The following is a 23,220-nucleotide window of genomic DNA, read 5'->3' as shown; positions in this document are numbered from 1 at the left end:
GCTTATAATTAGCAAGAGAGAAATTACGTTCAGTGAGCTATGTGCGCCAATTTTAAGCCTTTAACTATAGAACAATTACATGATTTGGGATTGCCGGAAATTCCTTTTGAATATTCTGAGGAAGTGTATCCCAATTATGCTGTGCCTTTGTTATTTAATTCTGGCCAGGCTTTAGAATGGCGTTCAGTAAATTTTGGTTTAATTCCCAAATGGGCAGAAGATAAAACAATTGGGCTGAAAACCTACAATGCAAGAAATGAAACCTTATTACAAAAACCGACTTTTGCCGAGGCAACAGCAAAGTGCAAATTTGGGGTGATTCCAGTATCAGAGTTTTATGAGTCAAAATACTTTGATCATAAACCGCAGCGTTGGGGAGTAAGGCGTAAAGATGGCAAAGCGACCTTTATTGCAGCGCTGTATGAAATTGCACGGATACAGAATGAAGTGGTGCGCTCTGCCACCATGCTTACCATGGATGCAATCGACCATCCTATGATGAAAGACTTTCATGAGCCGGGCAATATTAAACGCTCCGTGATTGTGATTCCACATGAGCGTTTGGAGGAATGGCTAAGCTTGAAGCATGCTGATATACGCAGCTTTGTAGAAGGCTTTCCAGTCGAAGAATTTGAATGCTCACATGTGCCAAAAGAAAGAATCAAGAAAGATAGTTTGCAACTGAACTTTTTTGATTCTTGAAATTCTAGCAACTCGTGACGTATCGTGCATTATTATAGTTATTGATTTCGTCCACTAGACAAGAAAGAACAACAGTTTAACGAGCCAAATTTTTAAAAATATGACGTAAGCTTTCTATGGTCTTTTCAATTTGCAGTGGAGTAAGCCCATCAAAAGACTGTTCAAGTACCACATTGGTCAGGTCGTTAATCTTGTGAGTCATTTGCATCCCTTTTTCTGTGAGTACGACACGTGTGATACGCGCATCATCTTCACAAGAATAAGTTTCTACTAAACCTTCATCTTTGAGTCGATAAACGATCTTGGTGGTGGTCGACATTTTCGATACCACCATTTCAGAGAGATCGGACACGCTGGCATGGGGTTTGGACTTTAGAGCCAGAAGAATACGGCGACGCGAGTTATCTACCCCATATTTTTTCAGCGCGTGGTCTACATTTAATACATATTGCGCATGCACTTGAGTGACCCAGTAATAAGGAAAATTTTCCAGGTTAAAGTCGTCGGCACAAGGTAGAAATTTTGCATATTTTTTAGTCATAAAGTGTTCCTTTTATTTATTGTTTTAAAGCATTAACATTTTATGAAAAAGTTTATATGTGTTTCAACCTTTATTTAGAAAATGTTAATTGTTTGGCATTTTTTAAGAGCTTCTTAATATAAAAACCAAACTATTTATAAATTGCTTTAATCCCAAGAATTCAGGGCGGTTCCGATGCTTAATCAATTAAAAGTGTAATCACAGACCAAACGACATCAGATTTTTCACGGATTAGCCCCCAAAAAATTAGACGTTATCTTAATCAATAATATGTGCAAATTTCAAGCTTTTTGATATAAGAAAAATATATTAAATCAGTATTCTAGCCTGTATATAAAGCCTCTATTCTTTAAAAAAAATAATGTTATTCATGTAAATAGGAATGGAAGTATGACTTCGTCGGAATTTTTTCTTTGCTGAAAAGATTGAACTGATGAGTCAGTAATTTTTTTACGAGCATAGAAAAATCCGTTCTTAATAAGATCTTTTATCGAACACACCCGATCAGTTTGGTACTTTATTCAATAGATAAAAGCTTTTAAAAAAAATTGTAATAAGTTATTTAGAAAATAAATTTGTCGGTTAAAAAGCAGCTTAAAGAGGGCTGGAGGAGAAAATTTCTGGTAAATCTCGTGTAAATTTTGTGTAAATTAATTGGTCATAGAATTCTGATTTTATGCATAATGTGGGAATCTAAGTTAAAAAGGTTAAAATTGAATGGATCCTTCGCCGTGTGCTCATCTTCCATCTTGTTCTCTGAATGACTCAAATGGGGTGGGTGTCTAATGGAGTTTTTATTAGATCCCGGAATTTGGGTAGGTTTAATAACACTTGTTATTCTTGAAATAGTTTTAGGTATTGATAACCTGGTCTTTGTTGCGATTCTGGCGGAAAAATTACCTCCTGAGCAGCGAGACAAGGCACGTGTGATAGGCCTGTCTCTGGCCTTGTTTATGCGTTTGGGGCTGTTATTTGCAATTTCATGGCTGGTCACCCTGACCCGGCCATTAATTCAAATATCTGATTTAACATTTTCTGGACGTGATCTGATTTTACTTTTCGGTGGTTTATTCCTGGTCTATAAAGCTGTGGGGGAACTGCATGAAAAAGTTGAAGGAAAGCCTGAGCTTAAAGTTACAACAAATGTAGCCTACGCAAGTTTTAGTGCTGTTGTGGTTCAGATTGTGATTCTCGATGCTGTATTCTCTCTGGACTCGGTGATTACTGCCATCGGCATGGTTGATAATATCTACATCATGATGGCCGCGATGGTGATTGCGATGGGCGTCATGCTATTTGCATCTAAGCCATTAACTACTTTCGTGAACCAGCATCCGACTGTGGTTATTCTGTGTCTCAGCTTCCTGCTATTAATTGGAATCAGCTTGATTGCCGAAGGTTTTGGCTTCCATATTCCGAAAGGTTATATCTATTCTGGTATTGGCGTGGCAATTGCTATTGAAGCATTCAATCAGTTTAGCCAGCGTAATGTTGCTAAACATGAAGCTAAAATTCCCTTACGTCACCGTACTGCAGACTCTATTCTCAAGTTGATGGGCGGGCGTATTGAAACTACGGGAACTGAAAAAAATGAGGCACAAGAAGCCTTTGCAGATGAAGAACGCTATATGATTGGAGGTGTTTTAACACTTGCCGAGCGTTCTGTGGCCTCAATTATGACACCGCGCAACCAGATTTCCTGGGTCAACCTGGATGACAGTCCTGAAGAAATCCGGGAAAAAATTCTGTCGGTGCCACATAGTCTCTTTCCGGTATGCCGTGGTGGGCTGGATAAAGTCCTGAGCGTAGTACGCGCCAAAGAGCTGTTAGATGTTCTGGATGAGCCGGAGGAGTTCAAAGCCTTAATCAAGCGTCATCGTCCGATCTATATTTTTGAACGCATGAAAGTGATTGATGCAATCAATACCTTACGTGCCTCGAAAGGCTCTCTGGTACTGGTCAGTGATGAATTTGGACATGTACAGGGGTTGATTTCACCGCTGGATGTCTTTGAGGCAATTGCTGGTGAATTCCCGGATGCTGATGAGCAGCTAGATCTGGTAAAAATTGATGAGAATCACTGGAAAGCTTCAGGCATGCTGGATCTTTATCAGCTTGAACTTGAGCTGGGCCTGATGGATCTGATTGAGGAAGATTCGGGCTATATCAGTGTTGCAGGTCTGATTCTGGACAAAACCCATACTGCGGTTGAAGTAGGGACGGAATTGAACTATCAGGGTATCCAGTTCAAGGTGACTGACGTCGAAAATAACCGGATTAAGACGGTGAGTATTCATTACCCGGTTGGATAGGCTGCTAAATAGCTACTATCAATAAGTCAAACCAGCCAGTTGTCGTCATGACAGCTGGTTTTTTTATATCCAGGTATTTAAAGAAGACCGTCCTATCAGGAAAGATAAACTGGAGTATGGGTTTAAAAGATAGATAATCCTTATTTCAGTATTTTACAGAATCCACTTAGAACTATTTGGCCTGAATTGGCCATTAAGTTTTAGGGATTGCTTGATAGGAAGTGACTTGCTATACAGCATGAACTTGCCTGAGAGCAGCCAACCTCCTGGCTAATCTGGTTTTAAGGATGCAAAATTTTAAAATTGGCCTGCTGGCTCATGCTATCGATATTAAGCTGATGAATTTCATTCAGAAAAGCGACATTGAAGTGTCCAAGCTGCCGGGATGTTTGAAAAGCCCGTTGACCTGCAATCGAAAAATGTACATGGGCAGCCAAGGCAGCAATCACCGGCGCCGCCACGGCGCTATATGCGGCAATCAAGGCACCCAGCGCACATCCTGTCGCCGTCACGCGGGGTTGCAAGTATGAGCCACCAAGTACCTGAAGCACCGGATAGTCTCTGGAAATAATATAATCTGACTCACCTGAAATCGCGATACATGGGGTTTGTTCAAGCAGACATTGGGCTTGTAAATAAACCTCGGCACTATCTACGGTGCTGCCTACGCCTTTGGATTCAGTCTTCTTGCCAGCCATGCTGCCAATTTCTGAAGCATTGCCGCGTAGAATCGTCGGCTGATCGTTGATAAGCTGATCCACGACTGCCGAACGCCAATGTAATACTGATCCATAACCGACCGGGTCCAGTACCCAGGGCTTGCCTAAGCTATGGGCTGTACGCGCAGCGATTTGCATGGCCTCGACCTGTTCGCTGGTCGGTGTCCCCAGATTCAGACTAAGTGCAGCTGCAATGTTGATAAAACTTTCAGCCTCATAGGGATTGTCAATCATGGCCGGTGAAGCATTTGCTGCGAGCAGGACGTTAGCCACATAATTACTGGCCACCACATTGGTCATAATATGAACCAGAGGCTGCTCTTGCTGAAGTTGATGCCAGGCTTCACAGATCTGCTCAAGAAGCATGTGCTCTAAGTGGGATGAAGACGTATTCATAATGATCAATTCTAAAAATAGAAAACTGTGGAGGAAGCCGGTCAGCGCGTAAAATAGTGATCCTGATGCTTGCAATTACGGCAGAACAAACTTACATAGTCGCTGGCATCATAGTCAACAGACAGTTCTTGTGAGCCACAGTGCATACAGCGTTTTTGCGAGTAAAATTTTAGCCGCGGTTCGATTTTATGCCATGAACGCCAGATCGGCTGAAAAAAGATATTTTCATCATAACCCAGCAGACGGTAAAACAGGATGCCGCTCATCTTGCTTAAAGGAAGCTGAGTGGGGCGTGGCAGGGTAAAGGTTTCCCATTTCTCATTGAGAGCGCGTTCGCGGTATTGCTGCAAGGTTTTCTTTAACAGATTGGTATTGATGAAATTTTCATTACATGGTTGTAGGGCTTTTTGCTTATAGAGATATTCCAGCGCATTCTGAACCAGATAATAAATCTGCCCAACGGCCAGTACATCCAGCAAGCGATAACAGAAGGCTTGAAAGCTTTTGTTTCCTGCAATCTGGATACCCCAAGTCCGACAATAGAACTGGGCAAACTGAATAATTTCCTGATACAGTAAGGTATACAGGGCATCTTTGACTTCATCTGAACTTTTAAAAGGTACGCCTTTGCTTAGGTTTTCATAAAACCAGGCGCGCAGTTGCTGGGCAATACTAAACAGGCTGGGTTCAGAATAACCGTCCAGACGGACATTGATATAATAGTGCTGATTTTCCGAAGCAATATCTTTAGGAATCAAAATCTGGTCTCTCAGCAGATTTTTGATCAGCCCTTGCTGGAACAAATAGTTAGGGCTAATCATGTGATATTTGATCTGTTGCCAGTCAATATATTCGTGATGATGAATATGTTCCTGAACCTGATCATCCAGAATAGCCAGCAAGAACAGTTTATGCAGGAAACTGAGCTGAGTCAGTTCATATTCACGTTGATCCTGTTTCTTGTGATGCTGATGACTTTCCTGTAGTCGGGTTTCTTTGAGCAGCCGTTTACGCTGTGCTAGACAATGCTCACAATAACAGTTGTGCTTTTGCTCAGGATAAAGCTGATGCTGGCAATGACTGCATTCATGAAAGTTAATATCCTGATCATATTGTTCTGCTTCAATCCAATACATCGACGCCCTGCAAAGCGGGCATTGTGTACTTTCATCAAGCTGTTTTTGCAGAACATTAAAGACCATAAGGCATATATAAACTCAAAAAGGAAAGATGATTATACACAGCTGGCAAGAGGATGACAGGGCCGATAAGTAGGCAGTCTGAACAGAACAGGAAGCGCTGGGACAAAAGAGCTCAATGGGAAAAGATAAAGTGCTAAGCTCTGATGAGCTTCAATGTCACCCTGATTCAGCTTTCAGCTTTCAGCTTTCAGCTCAGCATTCACTTATCTTAATTTTCAAAGCATCGGCTTATAAAAAATATCAAATCTTCTCCTCATTTGGCAGGGAGACTTTTTCGTGGGATACAATTGCTCTCTGATTATACAAAATGCATTGAAAGTGCTGCACTAAGCGCCCATATTAGAGCTAGGAAAAGAAAAGCACCCACAGTGTTTATCATTTGACAGATGCTTTTGACATCGAATATGTCAGAACGATAAAAGATTAGGACAGGATATGAATATTGCGGCGAATCCGGTGATCGAAGCTGATCAAACCATTTATTTAAAAGACTATCAAAAACCTGTTTTCGTGGTTGATTCGATTGATCTGAATATTCAGGTTTATGAGGATCATACTCTGGTGAGTAGCAAACTGGTTATGCAACGTCGGACTGAGGGTCCTCTGGTTTTGCTGGGCCGTGACCTGGAGCTACAATCGATCAGGTTAAATGGTCAGCAGTTGACTGAAAAGGATTATCAGCTCGACAGTGAACAACTGGTAATTACTCAGGCGCCTGATCAGGCCGTGATTGAAACAGTTGTGAAAATTCATCCTGAAACCAATACCATGCTGGAAGGTCTGTATCAGGCCAGTTCGGATCTGTTTGTTACCCAAAATGAACCAGAAGGTTTTCGCAAGATCAGTTTCTATCCTGACCGTCCGGATGTATTGTCAGTATTTACGACGCGTGTCGAAGCAGATAAAAAATATCCTGTGCTATTGGCGAATGGTAACCTGCTGGAAACCGGTGAAGCCGGCGAGGGCCGGCATTATGCCATTTGGGAAGACCCCACCAAAAAGCCGAGCTATTTATTTGCCTGCGTGATTGGTGATCTGGCCGTTATGAAAGATTCCTATGTCACTTCGGAAGGCCGAAATGTGGCGCTGGAAATTTATGCTGAAGAAAAAGATATTCCAAAATGCAAGATTGCCATGGAAGCACTTAAACATTCTATGCGTTGGGATGAAGAGCATTATGGCCTGCCATATGACCTTGATAACTATATGATTGTGGCGACCAGTGCCTTTAATATGGGTGCTATGGAAAACAAAGGCCTGAATATCTTTAATACCTCATGTGTACTGGCCGATGAGGAATATACGACTGATGCCGCGATCATGCGGGTACAATCTGTAATTGCCCATGAATATTTCCATAACTGGACCGGCAACCGGATTACCTGTCGTGACTGGTTCCAGCTGTGTTTAAAAGAAGGTTTAACGGTGTTTCGTGACCAGTCTTTCTCGGAAGATTTGCAATCGGCCGCCGTACAGCGGATTGATGATGTGGCCGTTCTTAAAGCCCATCAGTTCCCGGAAGATTCAGGCCCTTTATCACATCCGCCACGCCCCGATCATTTTGTCGAAATCAATAACTTCTATACCGCAACTGTGTATGAAAAAGGCGCGGAAATTAACCGCATGATGGCAACCCTGCTGGGTAAGGAAAAATTCCGTCAGGGCACAGATGAGTATTTCCGCCGTCATGATGGTCAGGCCGTTACCGTAGAGGATTGGATTGCGGCTTTAACGGCAGGTTCTGGTGTTGATCTTTCTAACTTCCTGACTTGGTATAACCAGCCAGGTACACCAAAACTGGTCGCAGAAGGACACTATGATGCGGCATCGCAAACCTATCGCCTGAGCTTAAAACAAAGCCTGAAAGTGCATCCGAAATATCCGAATCTGAAAGCCGTGCCAATTCCAGTGGCTCTGGCCCTGTTTGATGCAGCAAGCGGCGAACAACTGGTCCTGAATTCTGAAGCCTTGTTTGAAAATTCGGTCAAAGACGGGGTATACCTGTTTGATCAGAATGAGGCAACGATCGAATTTAACGGTGTAAGCAGTAAACCCGTGGTGTCTTTACTGCGTAATTTCTCTGCACCGGTGGATCTGGAATTTAACTATTCAGATGAGGAGCTGGCGTTCTTGCTGCAATATGAAACCAATGGTTTTAACCAGTGGCAGGCGGCACAAACCCTGTTAGAACGTATTTTACTGGACAATCATCCTTCAGATATTTATATCGAAACCATGCTGAAGACACTGCCTGAGGTTATCCAGAAAGATCCATTACTGGCATCACGCCTGTTTGATGTGCTATCTGAAGGCTATTTAGGCAGCCGTATTGATCAGGATTATAGCCCGGCCACGATTCAGGAACAGCGTGATGCCTTATTGCATACTTTGGCACGTGCGTTTGGTGCGACAGCCAAAGATATCTATCTGAGCCTTGACCCTGATCTGCAAGCTGATTTCTCTCAAGCGATGGGTACACGTGCGCTGAAAAATATCCTGCTGATGATGATGGCACGTCAGGGAGATGAATCAGCGTTTGAACTGGCAGAGCAGCAATATCAAAATACCCGCAATATGTCTGAGCGCTTAGGGGCATTGCGTGTACTGGTCTGGAATGATGCACCGCAAGCAAAAGCACTGCTCGATGACTTTTATACCCGCTTTAAAGATGAGGCGCTGGCACTCGACCAATGGTTTATGCTGCAAGCAGCTCATCCGCAAGTAACAGCAGAAGAGATTCAGGCGCTAACTGCACATCCGGATTATGACCTGAAGACACCAAACCGTATCCGTGCGGTGAGTGGTGGCTTGAATGCCAACCCGGTCAATAGCTGGAGTTTTGGTGTAGAGCATTATATTGGTCTGGCGAAATATCTGGATGAGAAAAACCCGATTGTGGGTTCACGTTTACTGCAGGCATTATCTCGCTGGTATACGCTGATTGAACCACAGCGTAGCGAAGTCAAAGCCCAACTCGAAGCTTTAAAGCCGGTGGTGAAATCTAAAAACGTTTCAGAAACGTTGAATAGTATGCTGAACGTGTAAAAAGTATGATTAGAGAAGCCGGATCAGATGATCCGGCTTTGTCATTTCTGCTAAAAGGGGGGAAGGCGTATTTGAAAGCAGATTTTACCTAATTTATCACATACAGGTGTACAGATGGTTTGCAGCAGAGCGTCACTTGCTTGTTCTGCTAAGCATCGAAATTATGAAAATGTCTTTCAATTAAATGATGAGGGGGGATTCAAGATGTTAGTGAAAATCGAAGATGGTTTTTATCTAAACACTCAACATATTATTGCGCTGCAGGTTAGTAAAAAACCGGCCAATGATCTATTTGAAATTTCTATCCAATATACGCCTTATTCTGCTCATCAGGCGGCTGAACATAAAAAGGTGTTTGCCAGTCAACAGGATGCAGAAAGATTTCTGAATGAGCTAAACCAAAAAATGCGTTAAAAGAAAAGCCTGTCGAGTACAGGCTTTTTATTTTAATAGGAGAAATTTACTGCTTTACAATCAGGACCGGAATTTCAGATTGTGCTAGCACATTTTGTGCGACACTGCCGAGCATCAGCTTCTGCAAACCTTTGCGGCCATGCGAACCCATAATAATTAGGTCAGTCGGTGAATCTAGAGAAGCCTGCAAGATACCTTCCGAGGGCGCCATGCCATGAATAATTTTAGTAATCACCGGAACGCCGTCACGAATAAAACTTTCCTTTAGTTCAGTTAGACGATCTAAGGCATGTTGCTCTGCCTGCAGAAAATAATCAGTTACTGCCGGCGCGACTTTATAAAAATCGACGCCTTTAAATGGATCGACAGCAATAACACTTAATAAGGTAACTTTGCTATGAAAAACCTTTGCCATTTCCAAGGCATGCTCTGCCGCGGCATAGGAAATCGAGGATTCATCGAGTGCGACCAGAAGATTATCGTAATTTTGCATGGTGTTTCCTCATCATTGTTATAACAGTTATGGGCAGTACAAGAGGGACAAATCCAAATTTTATTTGAAGGAATAGAAACTTAGTTTTTAAGGGCAGTCTTTAAAGTTTTTTGCGCATTGTTCAGGTGCGCAAAAAACCAGAAGATTGTTCAGATTATTTTTTTACAACCATGACAGGTACTTGTGTTGCGCTGAGTACATCCTGTGCGAAACTGCCCAGAATCATTTTCTGGAATCCTTTACGGCCATGTGAACCCATGACAATTAAATCAGCTTGAACTTCTTGGGCTGTATTTACAATATGTTCCGCATTCACCAGACCCGTCACAATGCGCGTATCGGCCTCAATACCTTCTGCTTCTGCAAGAGCAGCCGCCTGTTTTAAAGAGTTTTTAGCATTGGCATGCGCCTGGGCAAAATATTCTTTCATAATTGTAGAGCTATAATAAAAATCTGCCTCAGTAAAAGGATCTTCTGCAATCAGGCTGATCAAGTAAAGTCGGCTGCCAAAAGCTTTGGCAATTTTTGCAGCATGCTGAACAGCAGAAAAAGAAATTTCTGAGCCATCTACTGGAACTAAAATATTTTGATAGGCCATCGTTTTTCTCCGGATGTCATGTGTTTTTTAGGCTTTGATTTATTGATAACACAGTGCTGTAACAGGTGCAATTGCAAAAAGCTGAAAGGGCATAAAAACTCATTTAATTACAAATATATTTCACATAAGTAGTATGAAATTTAAGCGAATAAAATTGAGGAAAATACTCGGATTTTAGTTTTTATTGCCTAAGCCTATCGCCTTCATCATTTAATTTTTATATGCTTCTGCTGGGACTGCTGTTGGTCAGGATTGAAATATTATGGGGGCTATTTTGAGGTATTCAGGAATCTGTCTGGCATTGCTTGGAGGATTGAGCCTGGCAGGCTGTCAAAGCACGGTACAAAATAACCGGATTATTGCGAGCGCCTTTAATTTAACTACCGGCATGCAGCAAAAGTTGATGGACCGTTATGCGCCTGAAACGGTGCGGGTACACTCCAATATTGTCTATGCGACTGAGCAGAATTTAAATCTGGATTTATATCAACCACAAAATGTTCAGGAGCTTGGCCCTCGACCAACCGTTATCTGGATACATGGAGGTGGCTGGATTTCTGGCTCTAAAGAGCATGCGCGTGGTTATTTCAAACTGCTAGCAGCGCAAGGGTATAATGTGGTCGCTGTACAGTATCAGTTTGCACCCCAAGTGGTTTATCCTGCGCAATTACATCAGATTAATCAGGCGCTCGAATTTATTAAAACATATGCAGAGCGCTATCAGATTGATGCAAGACAGCTGTATCTGGCTGGAGATTCTGCGGGTGCCAATTTGGCGAGCCATTATGCTGCACTGTTAACTAATCCTGAATTTGCACGGCAGTCTGGTTTTCGTCCGAGTATTCAGCCGGAGCAGCTTAGAGGGCTGATTCTGCATTGTGGGATCTATGATCTGGAAAGCTTTATTCATCAGGCACCTGAACTCAAAATCATGGAGTGGGGTGTAGATAATCTGTTACAAGCCTATATCGGGGATCAAAAAGAGAATACACAATTTCTTCAGCAGATTTCCCCCATTCATCAGCTCTCGACTACGTATCCACCTGTTTTTATTAGTGGGGGAAATAAGGACTTTTTGACCGATACCCAGTCCATTCCGTTTGTACGCGCACTCGAAGCCAAAAATATTCCTGTGATGCCCGTCTTTTATCCAGAATCTAAGGCTTGGCTGATTCATGAATATCAGTTTTTTATGGCCAAGAAAGAAAGCCAGCAGACTTTTTTCAAGACCATTGAGTTTTTACATCAGTATTCTTTGTGAGTTTTGATTCATTTTTATTTGATTTTAGCCTCTTTTTGATTCAGGAAATTTACCTGAACGGGCTTAAGCCGAATGTGCTTAAGCCAATATTCAGGCTGTTTTAGGTTTGGATTTGAATAACAGATACACCAGGATACCCAGTAACAGTCCCCAGAATGCTGACCCAATACCTAAAAACTGGATATTTGAGGCACTGAATAAAAAAGTCATTAGGGCGGCCTCACGCTCATGACTGTCCTGAAAAGCCAGCGCAATGTTATGACCGATTGTACCAAACAGGGCAATGCCGGCTAGTACAGTGATCAGAATACTGGGAAAAGCCATCAACAAATTACTCAGGGTGGCTGCAAAAAGACCCATCAGCATATAACAAAGCCCGCCACTCATACCGGCAATATAGCGTTTTTGTGGATCTGGATGTGCTTGGGCATCCAGGCTAACGGCAGCACTAATAGCGGCCAGATTGATACTAAAGCAGCCAAAAGGTGCCAGAACTGCCTGGGTCATACCGGTCCAGCCGAGAATCGGATTCACTTTAGGCGGATAACCATAGCTTTTAATCACGGCCAGGCCAGGCAGGTATTGGGATGCCAGATTAATAACCAGCAAAGGTAAAGCCAAACCTAAAATAGCAGACAGGCTAAACTCAGGCGTGGTCCAGACCGGTTGAGCGATAGCCCAGTTCAAGTCAGGCGGGTGAAATTCAATAAAAAAAGGACATAGAAAGATCGCTGCAAATACTGTGATAACAATACTATAGCGTGTGCTGAGCTTTTTAGAGATAAGATAAATGGCCAGTACACTCAGTACAAATGTCCAGGATTGTTGCAGGCTGCCAAAAACTGAAATTCCGAATTTAAGCAAGACACCCGCTAGCATGGCAGACGTCAAGCTTTGTGGAATAAACTGGAAAATTCGCTCAAAAACTCCAAAAAATCCGAGACCCGCCACCAATAGCCCGCAGACCAAAAAGGCGCCTATCGCTTCGGCCAGACTATAATGTCCATTAGAGGCAATAATCAGGGCCAGTCCTGCCGTCGACCAGGCTGTTGAAATGGGGTATTTATACTTCCAGGACAGTAAAAATCCTGAAAGGCCTATCCCAATCCCAAGTGCCCATAACCAGGAGCTGATTTGTGCCGGACTTGCTCCCAGACTTTGAGCGGCTTCAATCACCAGTACTGCAGAGACACTGATGCCAATCATGCAGGTCATAAAACCCGCTATGACGGCCGGCAGGGAGAAATCTTGTAATAGTTTTGACATCGTCCATAATACAATTTTTTAATGCGCCTAAATCATACGCTTTTCATCTATAAACACAATCTATGAGGGAGTTTTTTATCTCATTTCAAACTTGAAAATGATTACATATAGGCAGTTTTAGAGGGTTGAAGTTGCCAGTTTAAAACCAAAGCCGCAGAATAATAATCCTACCAGCGCGACTGCAGTAGCCGTCAACTTATAGTTTTCATTGAAATAAGTAGCCAGTTTAATCCCGGAAAAAATCAGGATAGACAGATAGCTCATGCTGATAATTTGCAAAATGAGGGCCAGCAAGATAAAGGTGAGTGCAGGATAAGAATAGGCCGGATCTACGAATTGCACAAAAAATGACAGATAAAACAAAATCGCTTTGGGATTTAAAATACTGATGGTCAAGGCTGTTCTAAAAGGCCGAATTGTCTCCGGGCTTTTAGAGGCTGTTGAATCTATTGAATGGAGTTGAACCAATTTTCGTGGAAAAAAGGTCTTATAAGCCGAAATAATCAGTTTTATACCTAAATAGCTTAAATACAGTGCGCCAACAACCTTTAAGCCGATAAACAAAAGGGGAAAGGCATGTAAAAGTGAGGCAGCTCCCAAGGCTGTACACAGAATCAGGATCGTATCGCCGGTATAGACGCCGAGTGCTCCCATATAACCGGTTTTAATACCAAAACGGGAAGCAATTGACATGACATACAGGGAGTTCGGGCCGGGAAGTATCACAATTAAAATTGTTCCGATAATATAGGTCGTCAGATCTGTGATACCAAACACGAAGAGCTCGCAAAAGAAAAAGCCGATGCAGTATTATAACCCCATCGACTTAAAGAGATTTATAAAATTCCTTAGATTTCAGTCGGGCTTAGAAAGGTTTCACGTAATAAGGCAGCCAGTTGTTCACGTGCTTTAATAAAGCCCTGAATTCCGCCTTGCAGCAATTCACTGGTCATTTGATCTTGTTCTAGCTGCTCCTGGAATTCGGCATAGCTGATCGGCTGAAGATCGGCCTGTACAGGAATTGCGGCGGCTGAAAGCTGTGGCTGTACTTCACGGAAGTCATTTTCCAGCTCAGCCAGCAAATTAGGTGCAACTGTCAGTAAATCGCAGCCACTGAGTCCTAACACCTGATCAATACTGCGGAAACTGGCTCCCATGATTTCAGTTTGAATTCTATGGGCTTTATAAAATGTATAAATATTTTTAACCGATAATACGCCCGGATCTTTTTCAATCGGATAGGCATCCACCGCTTCAGCCTTTTTGTACCAGTCCAGAATACGCCCCACGAAAGGAGAAATGAGAGTGACTTTGGCATCTGCACAGGCATGGGCCTGATGCTGGCCGAATAGCAAGGTCAGGTTGGTGTGAATACCTTCTCGTTCCAGTACCTTGGCGGCCTGAATTCCTTCCCAGGTCGAAGCAATCTTGATCAGCAGGCGATCCGAAGAAATACCATATTGCGCATACAGTTCGAGCAATTCTTTGGCTTTTGCAATGGTCGCTTCAGTATCATAAGACAGGGCAGCATCGACTTCAGTCGAGACACGCCCTTCAATGAGCTTTAAAATTTCTACCCCAAACTTGACCGTTAAAATGTCAATACTTCGTTCAATCAATGCATCTTCTGAATAGCCTTCCTGCTGTGCCTGCTGAAAAGCAGCTTCGATTAAGCTTTTATTCTCCGCCTGATTGGCTGCAGCAGTAATAAGGGAAGGATTGGTTGTTGCATCTAATGGACGAAATTTTTCAATAGCAGTTAAATCACTGCTGTCAGCAACAATAGTAGTTAAGTTTTTTAATTGGTTTAACGCAGAGTGAGTCATTGATATCTAATTCTTGAAGTTATTACTTGTACAATTAGTTATATCACAAAGTCGTTTTAACCCAAGTGAAAATACAGCGGAACACGTCATGAAACTGATTTTTTACGCTGATTTCTGATGTGATTAATCAAAAAACGAGCAGCAGCGCCAAGTTGATTTTCGCGGCTCCAGACTAAATCTACAAAATATTCAAATTTTGGCGTGAAATCGAGCAGATCCAGTACTTTTAAATGTTTTTTAAGGATCGGATTTTCATTGAGCATTTCTAAAGGCAGCACACCCCAGCCAAAATTTTGCATGATCAATGCGCAAGCCGAGTGATGATTGTCGGTACGCCAGTATTGTTTTGAATATAATAATTCCGGCTTGATGCTCTTATCCCGACTGGCGACAACAATCTGGCGGCTTTGCAGGATTTGTTCAAAACTGACCTGTGGATATTGGGCTAAATCAAAGGCTTTGTTGGCGACCGGAACTAAAGTTTCTCGTTTTAATTCCACAAATTGTTCACGGTTTTCGAGCTGTTCACGTTCAAACATCAGCGCGAGTTGAGCAGTTTGATTCATCAACATTTTCAAGGCATCTTCTTGGGGGGCTGAGAATACATTAATTTGTAAGCTTGGAAACTCGGCTTCAAGTAAAGCAATATAATCGGTCCACCGGGTATGGAGAAGTTCGGACACTACCACAATATTTAAGGCTGATTCCAAGCCTGTGCTTAATGCATGCGCCTGCTGTTTCCATTGATTTATTTCAATCAGTAGCTGTTCGGTTTTTTCATAGAGTGTAAGTGCCTGGGCGGTAGGCAAAGGCTCGCGACCTTTGCGTAGAAAAAGTGTTAAATTGAGATCAATCTCTAAATTGGCAATAGACATGCTCACTGCCGAGGGTACTTTACCCAGTTTTCTTGCAGCAGCAGAAAACGACCCTGTTTCAATGACGGTTTTAAAAATGATCAATTGTTCTTGATTGATATTCATTGACTTCAACCTTTCAATAATATTGAAAGATTCTAACTCGATTAATCAATATTATGAAAATAGAATATCTGCTATTGTAAATTGGAAGAGTATTGAAAACATGTTGATTTCCAAAAGAAGGATTGTTCATGCGCTCAGTTATGAAATCATCCTGTTGGTGATCATTGCGATAGCATTAAGTTTTATTTTTGAAGTTCCGCTGGAAGTCACAGGTACTTTGGGTGTAGCCATGGCGGTGACTTCTGTGATTTGGAATATGATTTTCAATCATTTTTTTGAAAAATTTGAAGCCAAAAGAAAATTAAAAAGAACAGTCGGTGTACGGATCTTACATGCGATTGGTTTTGAAGGTGGTCTGCTGCTAGTGACTATTCCGATGGTGGCGTATGCCATGAATATGTCACTCTGGCAGGCGATTCTACTGGATTTTAGTATGACGATGTGTATTTTGGTCTATACCTTTATTTTCCAATGGTGCTTTGATCAGATAGAAGCCCGTTTAGGTTATCAGCCAGAATATCGTTAAACTTCAATGCGAAAGCTCAAAAAGGCCTGTAATGATAAATACAGGCCTTTTTTGCTGTCTAAAAAGGTTTTTTTAACAAAAAGTAAAATTTTAAAACATAAAACAAGTATAAAAAACAATACTTATTACATAAGTTTTAATATGAAAGCGATAATAATTTTTTCTTAAGGATGGAAAAGAACAAACAACACAAGGAGTTAGTTGATGAAATTAATTAAATTAATCACACCTGTAATTTTATTAGGGATGACACAAGTAGCGAGTGCTGAGCAAAAATTTAAACGTTTTTCGGTCTCTGCAGGTTGGCTACATGTGATGCCACAAGGAAAAGCTAACCCTTTTAATATTAATACTGCAGTGGCAAATGGAACGGTTGCTAAAGTAGGCACAATTACAGAAGAAGGCTTTTTAAAAGCCATTGATCCGAATGCAACAATTCAAGATGGCGCTAATACGGCAAATCTACAAGAGTATCTTGGGACTTTACTTGAAAATAGCTTGATTAATGGAATGATGACGGATGGCCAGGGCAATATTAAAGAGTCAATTGCCGGTAAGGCGACCTTAAACGGGTTGGAGAGCTGGTCGGCAGAAGGAACAGGGCTGGAAGCAGATGATGTCGACACTTTGGGTTTAATGGTCAATTATCATCTTAATGATCATGTTTCTTTACAGGTAATTGGAGGGATTCCCCCTAAAGTTGATATTAAAGGAAAAGGCATGATTACGGCTCCATTAACAGGTAATGCACAACCCGGGGGCTTAGCCGGCTTGTTATTTCCAGAAGGATTGCCTTTGGATTATGCGGTTCCGATTACGGACTTAGATAAATATAGTAAAGCTGCTACTGCAAGAGCTTGGACCCCGGCATTACAGGTACAGTACCAATTTGGAAAATCAGGGGTGAATAAGTTCAGACCCTATGTGGGAGCAGGTTTGATGTATGCTTATTTTAATGATATTGAATTAGATAAAGGCGTTAAGTCAGATCTGGTGGCGGCGGGCCACATGATTCAAAATATTAAGGATGATAAAGCGGGTGCAGCACTCGATGGCAAAGTATCTTCTGGAGAGATGCGTGTGGATGTCGATGCGGACGATGCTATTGCACCGATCGTAACCGCCGGTTTTACTTATGACTTTAGCCCTAACTGGTTTACGGCAGCTTCCGTTTCCTATGCGAAACTGAATAACAAAACCAAGATTAGCGTGATTAATCAAACCAGCGATGAGCAATTGATTCACGCAACCACAAAGATTGATATAGATCCCATTATTACCTATCTAGGGGTAGGTTATCGTTTTTAAGTGGAATCATCTGTAATAAAAAAACCGCTCTTTTGAGCGGTTTTTTATTAGGCCAGTACTGAATTATTTTTCAATAATCGCAGTTACACCCTGACCACCCGCAGCACAGATTGACACCAGGACACGACCTGAATCTTTCTGGTTCAGCAGTTTTGCAGCAGTGGCAATAATACGGCCACCAGTTGCAGCAAATGGATGGCCTGCAGCAAGTGAAGAGCCTTTTACATTCAGTTTTGCACGGTCAATTGCACCTAATGGCGCATCCAGACCTAAGCGCTCTTTACAGAAGGTAGGATCTTCCCAAGCTTTTAGGGTAGACAGAACTTGTGATGCAAATGCTTCATGAATTTCATAATAGTCGAAATCTTGAAGTTTCAAGCCTGCACGTTCCAGCATGCGTGGAACTGCGTAGGCAGGTGCCATCAGTAAGCCTTCTTTTTTCTCCACAAAATCAACTGCTGCTGTTTCTTGGAAAGTTAAGTAAGCCAGGACTTCATGACCATTGGCTTTCGCCCATTCTTCAGAGGCCAAAAGTACACAAGATGCACCATCAGTCAGTGGAGTCGAGTTACCTGCAGTCATGGTACGCGCATCACCCTTACCAAAAGCAGGCTTTAATTTTGCCAGTTTTTCGACAGATGAGTCAGGACGCAGGTTATTGTCACGCTCCAGACCTAGGAATGGCGTGATCAGGTCATCAAAGAAACCTTCTTCATAAGCTGCTGCCATTTTCTGGTGTGAGGAGGCAGCCAGTTCATCTTGTGCTTCGCGTGAAATGCCCCATTCCAGAGTAGTGATAGCCTGATGATCACCCATAGATAGGCCGGTACGTGGCTCACCATTTTTAGGGGCGTCCATCAGATCTTTGACATTAATTTTTGTTAGAGCCTTTAAGCGGTCTTTAGCTGTTTTGGCAATGTTCAGCTCAAGTAGGGCTTTGCGTAAGCCATCACCAAATGCAATTGGCGCATCAGAAGTGGTATCTACACCACCGGCAACACCGACTTCAATTTGACCCAGAGCAATTTTGTTTGCCACCAGAAAAGCGGCCTGTAAACCGGTACCACAAGCTTGCTGTATGTCATACGCCGGTGTTTCAGGAGCAAGTGCGGTATTCAGTACACACTCACGCGTCATATTGAAATCACGGCTATGTTTTAGCACTGCACCTGCAACGACCTCACCCAGACGTTGACCTTGCAGATTAAAACGTTCAACTAGTCCATTCAGTGCGGCAGTAAACATGTCTGTATTAGACGCGGTAAAATAAGCACCATTAGAACGTGCAAATGGAATACGGTTACCACCAATAATAGCGACGCGGCGAACTGTGTTTTGGCTCATATTATTATCCTGTTGAACAGAAGGCTGTGTTTTTGAAACGGAAGCGGTTTTAGTTGAAGTCGAGTTTTTAGTACGCGTAGACATCTGGCGTGTACGCGTGGTTTTAGTCGAATTTTTTTCTGTAGCAGAATTTGTGTGCGTACTTTTGCTGGCCGCTTTAGTACGAGTTGATGGTTTTGACACAACTTTTTCTACAGGACTCTCGACTGCTGGATTTTCTTGAGTTGTTTTGCTCATAAGGCTTTACCAGGCAAATTGATCATCTTTATGCTGCTTACATTAGCATAGATGAGCATAGGCTGTATTGACTGCAATGACATTACAGACTGCGCTCAGGTCAAGTCATCTATTGGGTATCTCAAGTATTATTGGGCAAAACCTGGTAGATCTATTGAAATAGATGTGTTTGGCATCATATTGATGTTAAAAGGATAACTTTAGACCGATCAAAAAACTAATTTTTATGAGAGATAATAAGCATGACTGATCAGTATCAAACTTTCGCAAAATCTCCTATTGGTAAATTTGTCATTAAAAATTTGGGGCTGCCATCCCCAACTTCTTTAGAGCGTTTTGAATCTGCAACCCCGGTAGTCAAAGGGGCGGTTTTATTTGGTGCGGCGCCTAAAAGTCCTTTAACCAGCTCAATTGCACAAGTTCTTGCCAATATTCATGCCAACAGTTATGCGGGTAATAATTCTGAACTTCAACATGCAGCGGCACAGTCAGGTTTGAATTTGAGTGCTTTTAATTCAGGCGATAAAGAATCTAAATTTAAAGTGGTAATTTTTGATGCCTCAGGAATTGAAAACTCCGAGCAATTAAAATCGCTTTATGAGTTTTTTAATCCGATTGCCCGTCAAATTCAAAGCTCTGGCCGAGTGCTGGTCATCGGTACTAGCCCTGAAACTGCAACCTCGGTGAGTCAGGCGATTGCTCAACGTGCACTGGAAGGTTTTGTCAAATCAGTCGCTAAAGAGTTTAAAAAAGGGATTGCGGCAAACCTGATCTATGTGGATACCGGTGCTGAAGATAATCTTGAATCAGCTGTACGTTTTACGATTTCTCCGCGCTCAGCTTATGTATCAGGTCAGGTGATTCGGGTATCCAAAGCTGAAAAGGTCGATGTGGACTGGGCGAAGCCGCTGGCAGGGAAAACTGCTGTGGTGACAGGTGCAAGTCGTGGTATCGGTGAAGCCATTGCACACATACTGGCACGTGATGGCGCACATGTCATTTGTCTGGATGTTCCGCAGCAGCAAGCTGATCTGGATCGTGTTGCAGGGGAAATTGGTGGTTCTACATTAGCACTTGACATTACCGCAGCTGATGCAGGCGAGAAAATCAAGGCAGCTGCCGCAGCACAGGGCGGTCTGGATATTATTGTGCATAATGCAGGCATTACGCGTGACAAGACACTAGCCAATATGAAGCCTGAACTTTGGGATCTGGTAATTAATATCAACTTGTCTGCAATTGAACGTGTGAATGACTATCTGCTTTCCAATGATGGCCTGAATGCAAATGGCCGCATTATCTGTGTATCTTCTATTTCAGGTATTGCAGGTAACCTGGGTCAAACCAACTATGCAGCGTCTAAAGCCGGCGTGATCGGGGTGGTAAAATTCACAGCACCGACATTAAAAAATGGTATAACTATTAATGCCGTGGCACCGGGTTTCATTGAAACGCAAATGACTGCTGCAATTCCATTTGCGATTCGTGAAGCGGGACGCCGTATGAACTCCATGAGTCAGGGTGGCCATCCAGTGGATGTGGCAGAAGCTATTGCTATGTTTGCATCGACCGCATCTTCTGGTTTAAATGGCAATGTGATTCGTGTATGTGGCCAGAGCCTGTTAGGGGCTTAAAGTATTCAAGTCCTCTCCTGCGCTTTAATTTAAAGATCAGGAGAGGATTTAGAAGAGGGAAAGTGAAAGGAAATATTCCTCATCAACCCTCTCTAAATCTCCCTAAAGGGAGAAAGCACTTTATAAATGAAAAAAAATATTTTGAAGGTTTAGTATGAATACGCGCCATTTTAGTCAACTTCCAAAACCTTATTTAGCTTATCCAAAAGTGATTCGAGGTTTGGTTTTCAAAAAGCCAAAAGCTGAAAAAGTTCTGCCGCAAGTTGAATATGTGGTGGATTCATTTAAGGTGGATCAGAAACATCTGAAAATCTATAATGAAGTTTGTGGCTTTAAAAATAATGGTTATATCCCAGCGATTTATTTGACTGTACTTTCTCAAAGCCTACAAATGCACATGATGACTTCGGAAGCATTTCCATTTCCGATTCTGGGTCTGGTGCATATTCGTAATCAGGTCAAGCAGTATCGTAAAATCGGGGTCAATGAATCTCTCATGCTATCCTGCAAATTTGGTGAATTGCAGCCGCATGACAAAGGTATGCAATTTGATTTCATTACTACGGTGAAAGCAGGTGATCAGGTTGTAGTTGAAGCGTTGACGACTTATTTATGCCGTCAAAAGAATAGTGTTAAAGCTGCCGCCAAAGTAGCAGAAAATAAGACACCCGCGTATCAGCTGAATGGCGAATGGGAGGTTTCTGAAAATACTGGCCGCCGTTATGCTATGACTTCAGGGGACTTTAACCTGATTCATATTCATGCGCTCACTGCAAAAGCATTTGGTTTTAAACAGGCGATTGCCCACGGAATGTGGAGTAAAGCCAAAGCTTTGGCTAATTTATCATTGCCTGATGCATATGAGGCAGATGTCTGGTTTAAGTTGCCAGTGTATTTGCCTTCCAAAGTGGAATTCCTGACTGCACAAGCCGTCAATGAAACCGACTTCCTGATTCGAAACAGTAAAAATCAGAAACCGCATGTGAGTGGTAGCGTAAAAGCAATTTAATTTAAAAAAAGCCTAAACTCGATTTAGGCTTTTTATTTTTATGAGATCAAGATTCTATGGACAGAATATTACAGCCTTTAAAAGACTATGTGCTTGCTGACAAAGAAAACTACCAGGGAGTGGTAGATGAACGTTTTAAAGCTCTGGCAGAGCAGTTTAGCCGCTTGCAGCATGCCCGTACTGAACAGGGTGGGGCTGCGCTGGTGATTTATTTTCAGGGACAAAAAGTCTTGGATATTTACACTGGTAAAAAGTCGGAAAACGAAGCTTGGCAAGAAGATACCATGTCACTGTGCTATTCCACTGGTAAGGGAGTGCTGGCGACATTGGCGCATATTCTGGCAAGTCAAGGCCTGATTGATTACGATCGACCAGTTGCTGACTATTGGCCTGAGTTTGCCCAGCAGGCTAAAGATAAAATTACATTAGCACATATGCTCAGTCATCAAAGTGGACTGTTTGATATTCGTAATATCATTGATGATGCAGCCGAAATGGCCAACTGGCCTCAAATGCTGGAACGAATAGCAGCAGCAAAACCGCGTTTTAAGGTGGCAGCGGATGCTGCTTATCAGCCTTTGACCTTTGGCTGGCAGGTGGGTGGCGCACTGGAAAAAGCCACCGGCCAGAGTCTGCAATCATTGATGCAGCAGTATCTGGTGCAGCCTTTGGAGCTCGATGGTGCCTATTTTGGTGTGCCAGCGCAAGAACTAACACGAGTTGCACGACCAATTTTTCCGACCCAGTCATCTTCACAAGTCAAAGTTAAAAAAACCGCAGCTCGAAAGCCTAATTTGATGGAGCGGGCATTGATATGGAGTGGTCAAAGTCCACAAGATTTTCAGGACGGAATGATTCCTAAAGGTATGAAGAATTTTAATTTCTTTAGTAATCAAGGTTTACAGGCGGTTATTCCTTCAGCCAATGGAGTATTTACTGCACGGAGTCTGGCAAAAATCTATGCCATGCTTGCCAATCATGGCCTTTGGCAGGGGGAAACCTATATTTCAACTGAAAATTTTCAGCGTCTGAGCCAAGTGCAATATACCTGCCGTGACCGGATTATGCCTTTGCCAATGCATTGGCGTTTAGGCTATCACCGGATATTAAGCTTAGGTAAAGCTTCTCAAGGATTTGGGCATATGGGGTTTAATGGGTCCGGAGCTTGGTGTGATCCGGAGCGTAATTTAAGTTTTGCGTATACACATAACTTTCCTACAGGTTCATTAACAGGAGATTACCGGTTATGGGGATTGACGCAGGAAGCTTTACGCTGTGCTGATGTAGTGCTTAGAGGTCGAAAAGGCTGGTGGTAAGTAAGCGTCCGCTGAACACACCTTCTGAATTCATCCTATAAGCCTTAATTTAGTTCCCACCTAAAAACAAGTGGGGACTTAATCCATGAAC

At 42.5% G+C, this 23,220-nt stretch carries 20 protein-coding genes; 10 read left to right on the top strand and 10 right to left on the bottom strand.

The features are described 5' to 3' along the window. Nucleotides 1-39: 39 nt before the first annotated feature. The gene (locus NI461_RS07635) at nucleotides 40-702 is read left to right on the top strand and encodes an SOS response-associated peptidase (protein ID WP_174659617.1); all 663 of its coding nucleotides are present in this window, start codon (nucleotides 40-42) and stop codon (nucleotides 700-702) included. A gap of 76 nt (nucleotides 703-778) precedes the next feature. Here NI461_RS07635 and NI461_RS07630 read toward each other — a convergent pair whose 3' ends face one another. Further along, nucleotides 779-1,243: a MarR family winged helix-turn-helix transcriptional regulator gene (locus NI461_RS07630; RefSeq protein ID WP_151205119.1), complete on the bottom strand. Its 465-nt coding sequence runs from the start codon at nucleotides 1,241-1,243 to the stop codon at nucleotides 779-781. Between the two features lie 785 nt (nucleotides 1,244-2,028). Between NI461_RS07630 and NI461_RS07625 the strand changes: the two genes are divergently transcribed. Then, the gene (locus NI461_RS07625) at nucleotides 2,029-3,555 is read left to right on the top strand and encodes a TerC family protein (protein WP_174659618.1); all 1,527 of its coding nucleotides are present in this window, start codon (nucleotides 2,029-2,031) and stop codon (nucleotides 3,553-3,555) included. A gap of 281 nt (nucleotides 3,556-3,836) precedes the next feature. On the opposite strand, the gene thiM is transcribed toward NI461_RS07625, so the two are convergent. Both thiM and NI461_RS07615 read right to left on the bottom strand, forming a co-directional pair. Next, complete coding sequence (gene thiM / locus NI461_RS07620) at nucleotides 3,837-4,670, bottom strand: hydroxyethylthiazole kinase (RefSeq protein ID WP_174659619.1); 834 nt, start codon at nucleotides 4,668-4,670, stop codon at nucleotides 3,837-3,839. A 41-nt stretch (nucleotides 4,671-4,711) separates the two neighbouring features. Further along, nucleotides 4,712-5,872: a hypothetical protein gene (locus NI461_RS07615; protein WP_174659620.1), complete on the bottom strand. Its 1,161-nt coding sequence runs from the start codon at nucleotides 5,870-5,872 to the stop codon at nucleotides 4,712-4,714. A 435-nt stretch (nucleotides 5,873-6,307) separates the two neighbouring features. On the opposite strand from NI461_RS07615, the gene pepN reads away from it, so the two are divergent. After that, nucleotides 6,308-8,917 (top strand): aminopeptidase N, encoded by a 2,610-nt coding sequence (gene pepN / locus NI461_RS07610; protein ID WP_174659621.1) that lies wholly within the window; start codon nucleotides 6,308-6,310, stop codon nucleotides 8,915-8,917. A 204-nt stretch (nucleotides 8,918-9,121) separates the two neighbouring features. Further along, nucleotides 9,122-9,331, top strand: coding sequence for a hypothetical protein (locus tag NI461_RS07605; protein ID WP_174659622.1), 210 nt, complete (start codon nucleotides 9,122-9,124; stop codon nucleotides 9,329-9,331). A gap of 46 nt (nucleotides 9,332-9,377) precedes the next feature. Here the strand turns inward: NI461_RS07605 and NI461_RS07600 are convergent, their stop codons facing one another. Together NI461_RS07600 and NI461_RS07595 are read right to left on the bottom strand one after the other, a co-directional pair. Further along, nucleotides 9,378-9,824, bottom strand: coding sequence for a universal stress protein (locus tag NI461_RS07600; RefSeq protein ID WP_151203263.1), 447 nt, complete (start codon nucleotides 9,822-9,824; stop codon nucleotides 9,378-9,380). Between the two features lie 154 nt (nucleotides 9,825-9,978). Then, nucleotides 9,979-10,422 (bottom strand): universal stress protein, encoded by a 444-nt coding sequence (locus NI461_RS07595; protein ID WP_174659623.1) that lies wholly within the window; start codon nucleotides 10,420-10,422, stop codon nucleotides 9,979-9,981. Nucleotides 10,423-10,696: 274 nt separating this feature from the next. Between NI461_RS07595 and NI461_RS07590 the strand changes: the two genes are divergently transcribed. After that, a complete protein-coding gene (locus NI461_RS07590; RefSeq protein WP_253156880.1) occupies nucleotides 10,697-11,683 on the top strand; it encodes an alpha/beta hydrolase in 987 nt (328 codons plus the stop codon). A gap of 90 nt (nucleotides 11,684-11,773) precedes the next feature. On the opposite strand, the gene NI461_RS07585 is transcribed toward NI461_RS07590, so the two are convergent. From NI461_RS07585 to NI461_RS07570, 4 genes are all read right to left on the bottom strand, one after another. After that, entirely contained in the window at nucleotides 11,774-12,949 is a 1,176-nt protein-coding gene (locus NI461_RS07585; protein WP_174659624.1) for a benzoate/H(+) symporter BenE family transporter, read from the bottom strand. A gap of 117 nt (nucleotides 12,950-13,066) precedes the next feature. Continuing rightward, the gene (gene leuE / locus NI461_RS07580; protein ID WP_174659625.1) at nucleotides 13,067-13,726 is read right to left on the bottom strand and encodes a leucine efflux protein LeuE; all 660 of its coding nucleotides are present in this window, start codon (nucleotides 13,724-13,726) and stop codon (nucleotides 13,067-13,069) included. A 71-nt stretch (nucleotides 13,727-13,797) separates the two neighbouring features. After that, a complete protein-coding gene (tal, locus tag NI461_RS07575) occupies nucleotides 13,798-14,775 on the bottom strand; it encodes a transaldolase (protein WP_174659626.1) in 978 nt (325 codons plus the stop codon). Between the two features lie 86 nt (nucleotides 14,776-14,861). Continuing rightward, entirely contained in the window at nucleotides 14,862-15,755 is an 894-nt protein-coding gene (locus NI461_RS07570; RefSeq protein ID WP_151203258.1) for a LysR family transcriptional regulator, read from the bottom strand. A 100-nt stretch (nucleotides 15,756-15,855) separates the two neighbouring features. Here NI461_RS07570 and aceI point away from each other — a divergent pair, with 100 nt between their 5' ends. Together aceI and NI461_RS07560 are read left to right on the top strand one after the other, a co-directional pair. Then, nucleotides 15,856-16,281: a chlorhexidine efflux PACE transporter AceI gene (aceI, locus tag NI461_RS07565; protein ID WP_151203268.1), complete on the top strand. Its 426-nt coding sequence runs from the start codon at nucleotides 15,856-15,858 to the stop codon at nucleotides 16,279-16,281. A 246-nt stretch (nucleotides 16,282-16,527) separates the two neighbouring features. Next, nucleotides 16,528-17,589 carry an OmpW family outer membrane protein gene (locus NI461_RS07560; protein WP_228723986.1) on the top strand — a complete coding sequence of 354 codons (1,062 nt, stop codon included), beginning with the start codon at nucleotides 16,528-16,530 and terminating at the stop codon, nucleotides 17,587-17,589. Nucleotides 17,590-17,652: 63 nt separating this feature from the next. On the opposite strand, the gene NI461_RS07555 is transcribed toward NI461_RS07560, so the two are convergent. Next, a complete protein-coding gene (locus tag NI461_RS07555) occupies nucleotides 17,653-19,170 on the bottom strand; it encodes an acetyl-CoA C-acetyltransferase (RefSeq protein ID WP_174659628.1) in 1,518 nt (505 codons plus the stop codon). Between the two features lie 242 nt (nucleotides 19,171-19,412). Between NI461_RS07555 and NI461_RS07550 the strand changes: the two genes are divergently transcribed. The 3 genes from NI461_RS07550 (at nucleotide 19,413) to NI461_RS07540 (ending at nucleotide 23,129) form a co-directional block, all read left to right on the top strand. Continuing rightward, nucleotides 19,413-20,804: a 3-oxoacyl-ACP reductase gene (locus NI461_RS07550; protein WP_174659629.1), complete on the top strand. Its 1,392-nt coding sequence runs from the start codon at nucleotides 19,413-19,415 to the stop codon at nucleotides 20,802-20,804. 154 nt (nucleotides 20,805-20,958) lie between these two features. Then, the gene (locus NI461_RS07545; RefSeq protein WP_174659630.1) at nucleotides 20,959-21,813 is read left to right on the top strand and encodes a MaoC/PaaZ C-terminal domain-containing protein; all 855 of its coding nucleotides are present in this window, start codon (nucleotides 20,959-20,961) and stop codon (nucleotides 21,811-21,813) included. Nucleotides 21,814-21,869: 56 nt separating this feature from the next. Beyond that, nucleotides 21,870-23,129 (top strand): serine hydrolase, encoded by a 1,260-nt coding sequence (locus tag NI461_RS07540; RefSeq protein WP_174659631.1) that lies wholly within the window; start codon nucleotides 21,870-21,872, stop codon nucleotides 23,127-23,129. Nucleotides 23,130-23,220: the final 91 nt, after the last annotated feature.

Source organism: Acinetobacter sp. S4400-12, assembly GCF_024129495.1.
GTDB lineage: Bacteria > Pseudomonadota > Gammaproteobacteria > Pseudomonadales > Moraxellaceae > Acinetobacter > Acinetobacter lwoffii_C.
Note: the sequence above shows the minus strand (reverse complement) of the source record. Positions and strands in the feature narration are given on the sequence as shown.

Excerpts from the sequence above, each read along its gene's own strand:
- pepN (WP_174659621.1), top strand. The coding sequence starts at position 6,308 with ATGAATATTGCGGCGAATCCGGTGATCGAAGCTGATCAAACCATTTAT.
- NI461_RS07570 (WP_151203258.1), bottom strand. The coding sequence starts at position 15,755 with ATGAATATCAATCAAGAACAATTGATCATTTTTAAAACCGTCATTGAA.
- tal (WP_174659626.1), bottom strand. The coding sequence starts at position 14,775 with ATGACTCACTCTGCGTTAAACCAATTAAAAAACTTAACTACTATTGTT.
- NI461_RS07560 (WP_228723986.1), top strand. The coding sequence starts at position 16,528 with ATGACACAAGTAGCGAGTGCTGAGCAAAAATTTAAACGTTTTTCGGTC.
- NI461_RS07595 (WP_174659623.1), bottom strand. The coding sequence starts at position 10,422 with ATGGCCTATCAAAATATTTTAGTTCCAGTAGATGGCTCAGAAATTTCT.
- NI461_RS07605 (WP_174659622.1), top strand. The coding sequence starts at position 9,122 with ATGTTAGTGAAAATCGAAGATGGTTTTTATCTAAACACTCAACATATT.
- NI461_RS07625 (WP_174659618.1), top strand. The coding sequence starts at position 2,029 with ATGGAGTTTTTATTAGATCCCGGAATTTGGGTAGGTTTAATAACACTT.
- NI461_RS07635 (WP_174659617.1), top strand. The coding sequence starts at position 40 with ATGTGCGCCAATTTTAAGCCTTTAACTATAGAACAATTACATGATTTG.
- aceI (WP_151203268.1), top strand. The coding sequence starts at position 15,856 with ATGTTGATTTCCAAAAGAAGGATTGTTCATGCGCTCAGTTATGAAATC.
- NI461_RS07630 (WP_151205119.1), bottom strand. The coding sequence starts at position 1,243 with ATGACTAAAAAATATGCAAAATTTCTACCTTGTGCCGACGACTTTAAC.
- NI461_RS07585 (WP_174659624.1), bottom strand. The coding sequence starts at position 12,949 with ATGTCAAAACTATTACAAGATTTCTCCCTGCCGGCCGTCATAGCGGGT.
- NI461_RS07615 (WP_174659620.1), bottom strand. The coding sequence starts at position 5,872 with ATGGTCTTTAATGTTCTGCAAAAACAGCTTGATGAAAGTACACAATGC.
- NI461_RS07540 (WP_174659631.1), top strand. The coding sequence starts at position 21,870 with ATGGACAGAATATTACAGCCTTTAAAAGACTATGTGCTTGCTGACAAA.
- NI461_RS07550 (WP_174659629.1), top strand. The coding sequence starts at position 19,413 with ATGACTGATCAGTATCAAACTTTCGCAAAATCTCCTATTGGTAAATTT.
- NI461_RS07555 (WP_174659628.1), bottom strand. The coding sequence starts at position 19,170 with ATGAGCAAAACAACTCAAGAAAATCCAGCAGTCGAGAGTCCTGTAGAA.
- NI461_RS07600 (WP_151203263.1), bottom strand. The coding sequence starts at position 9,824 with ATGCAAAATTACGATAATCTTCTGGTCGCACTCGATGAATCCTCGATT.
- NI461_RS07545 (WP_174659630.1), top strand. The coding sequence starts at position 20,959 with ATGAATACGCGCCATTTTAGTCAACTTCCAAAACCTTATTTAGCTTAT.
- thiM (WP_174659619.1), bottom strand. The coding sequence starts at position 4,670 with ATGAATACGTCTTCATCCCACTTAGAGCACATGCTTCTTGAGCAGATC.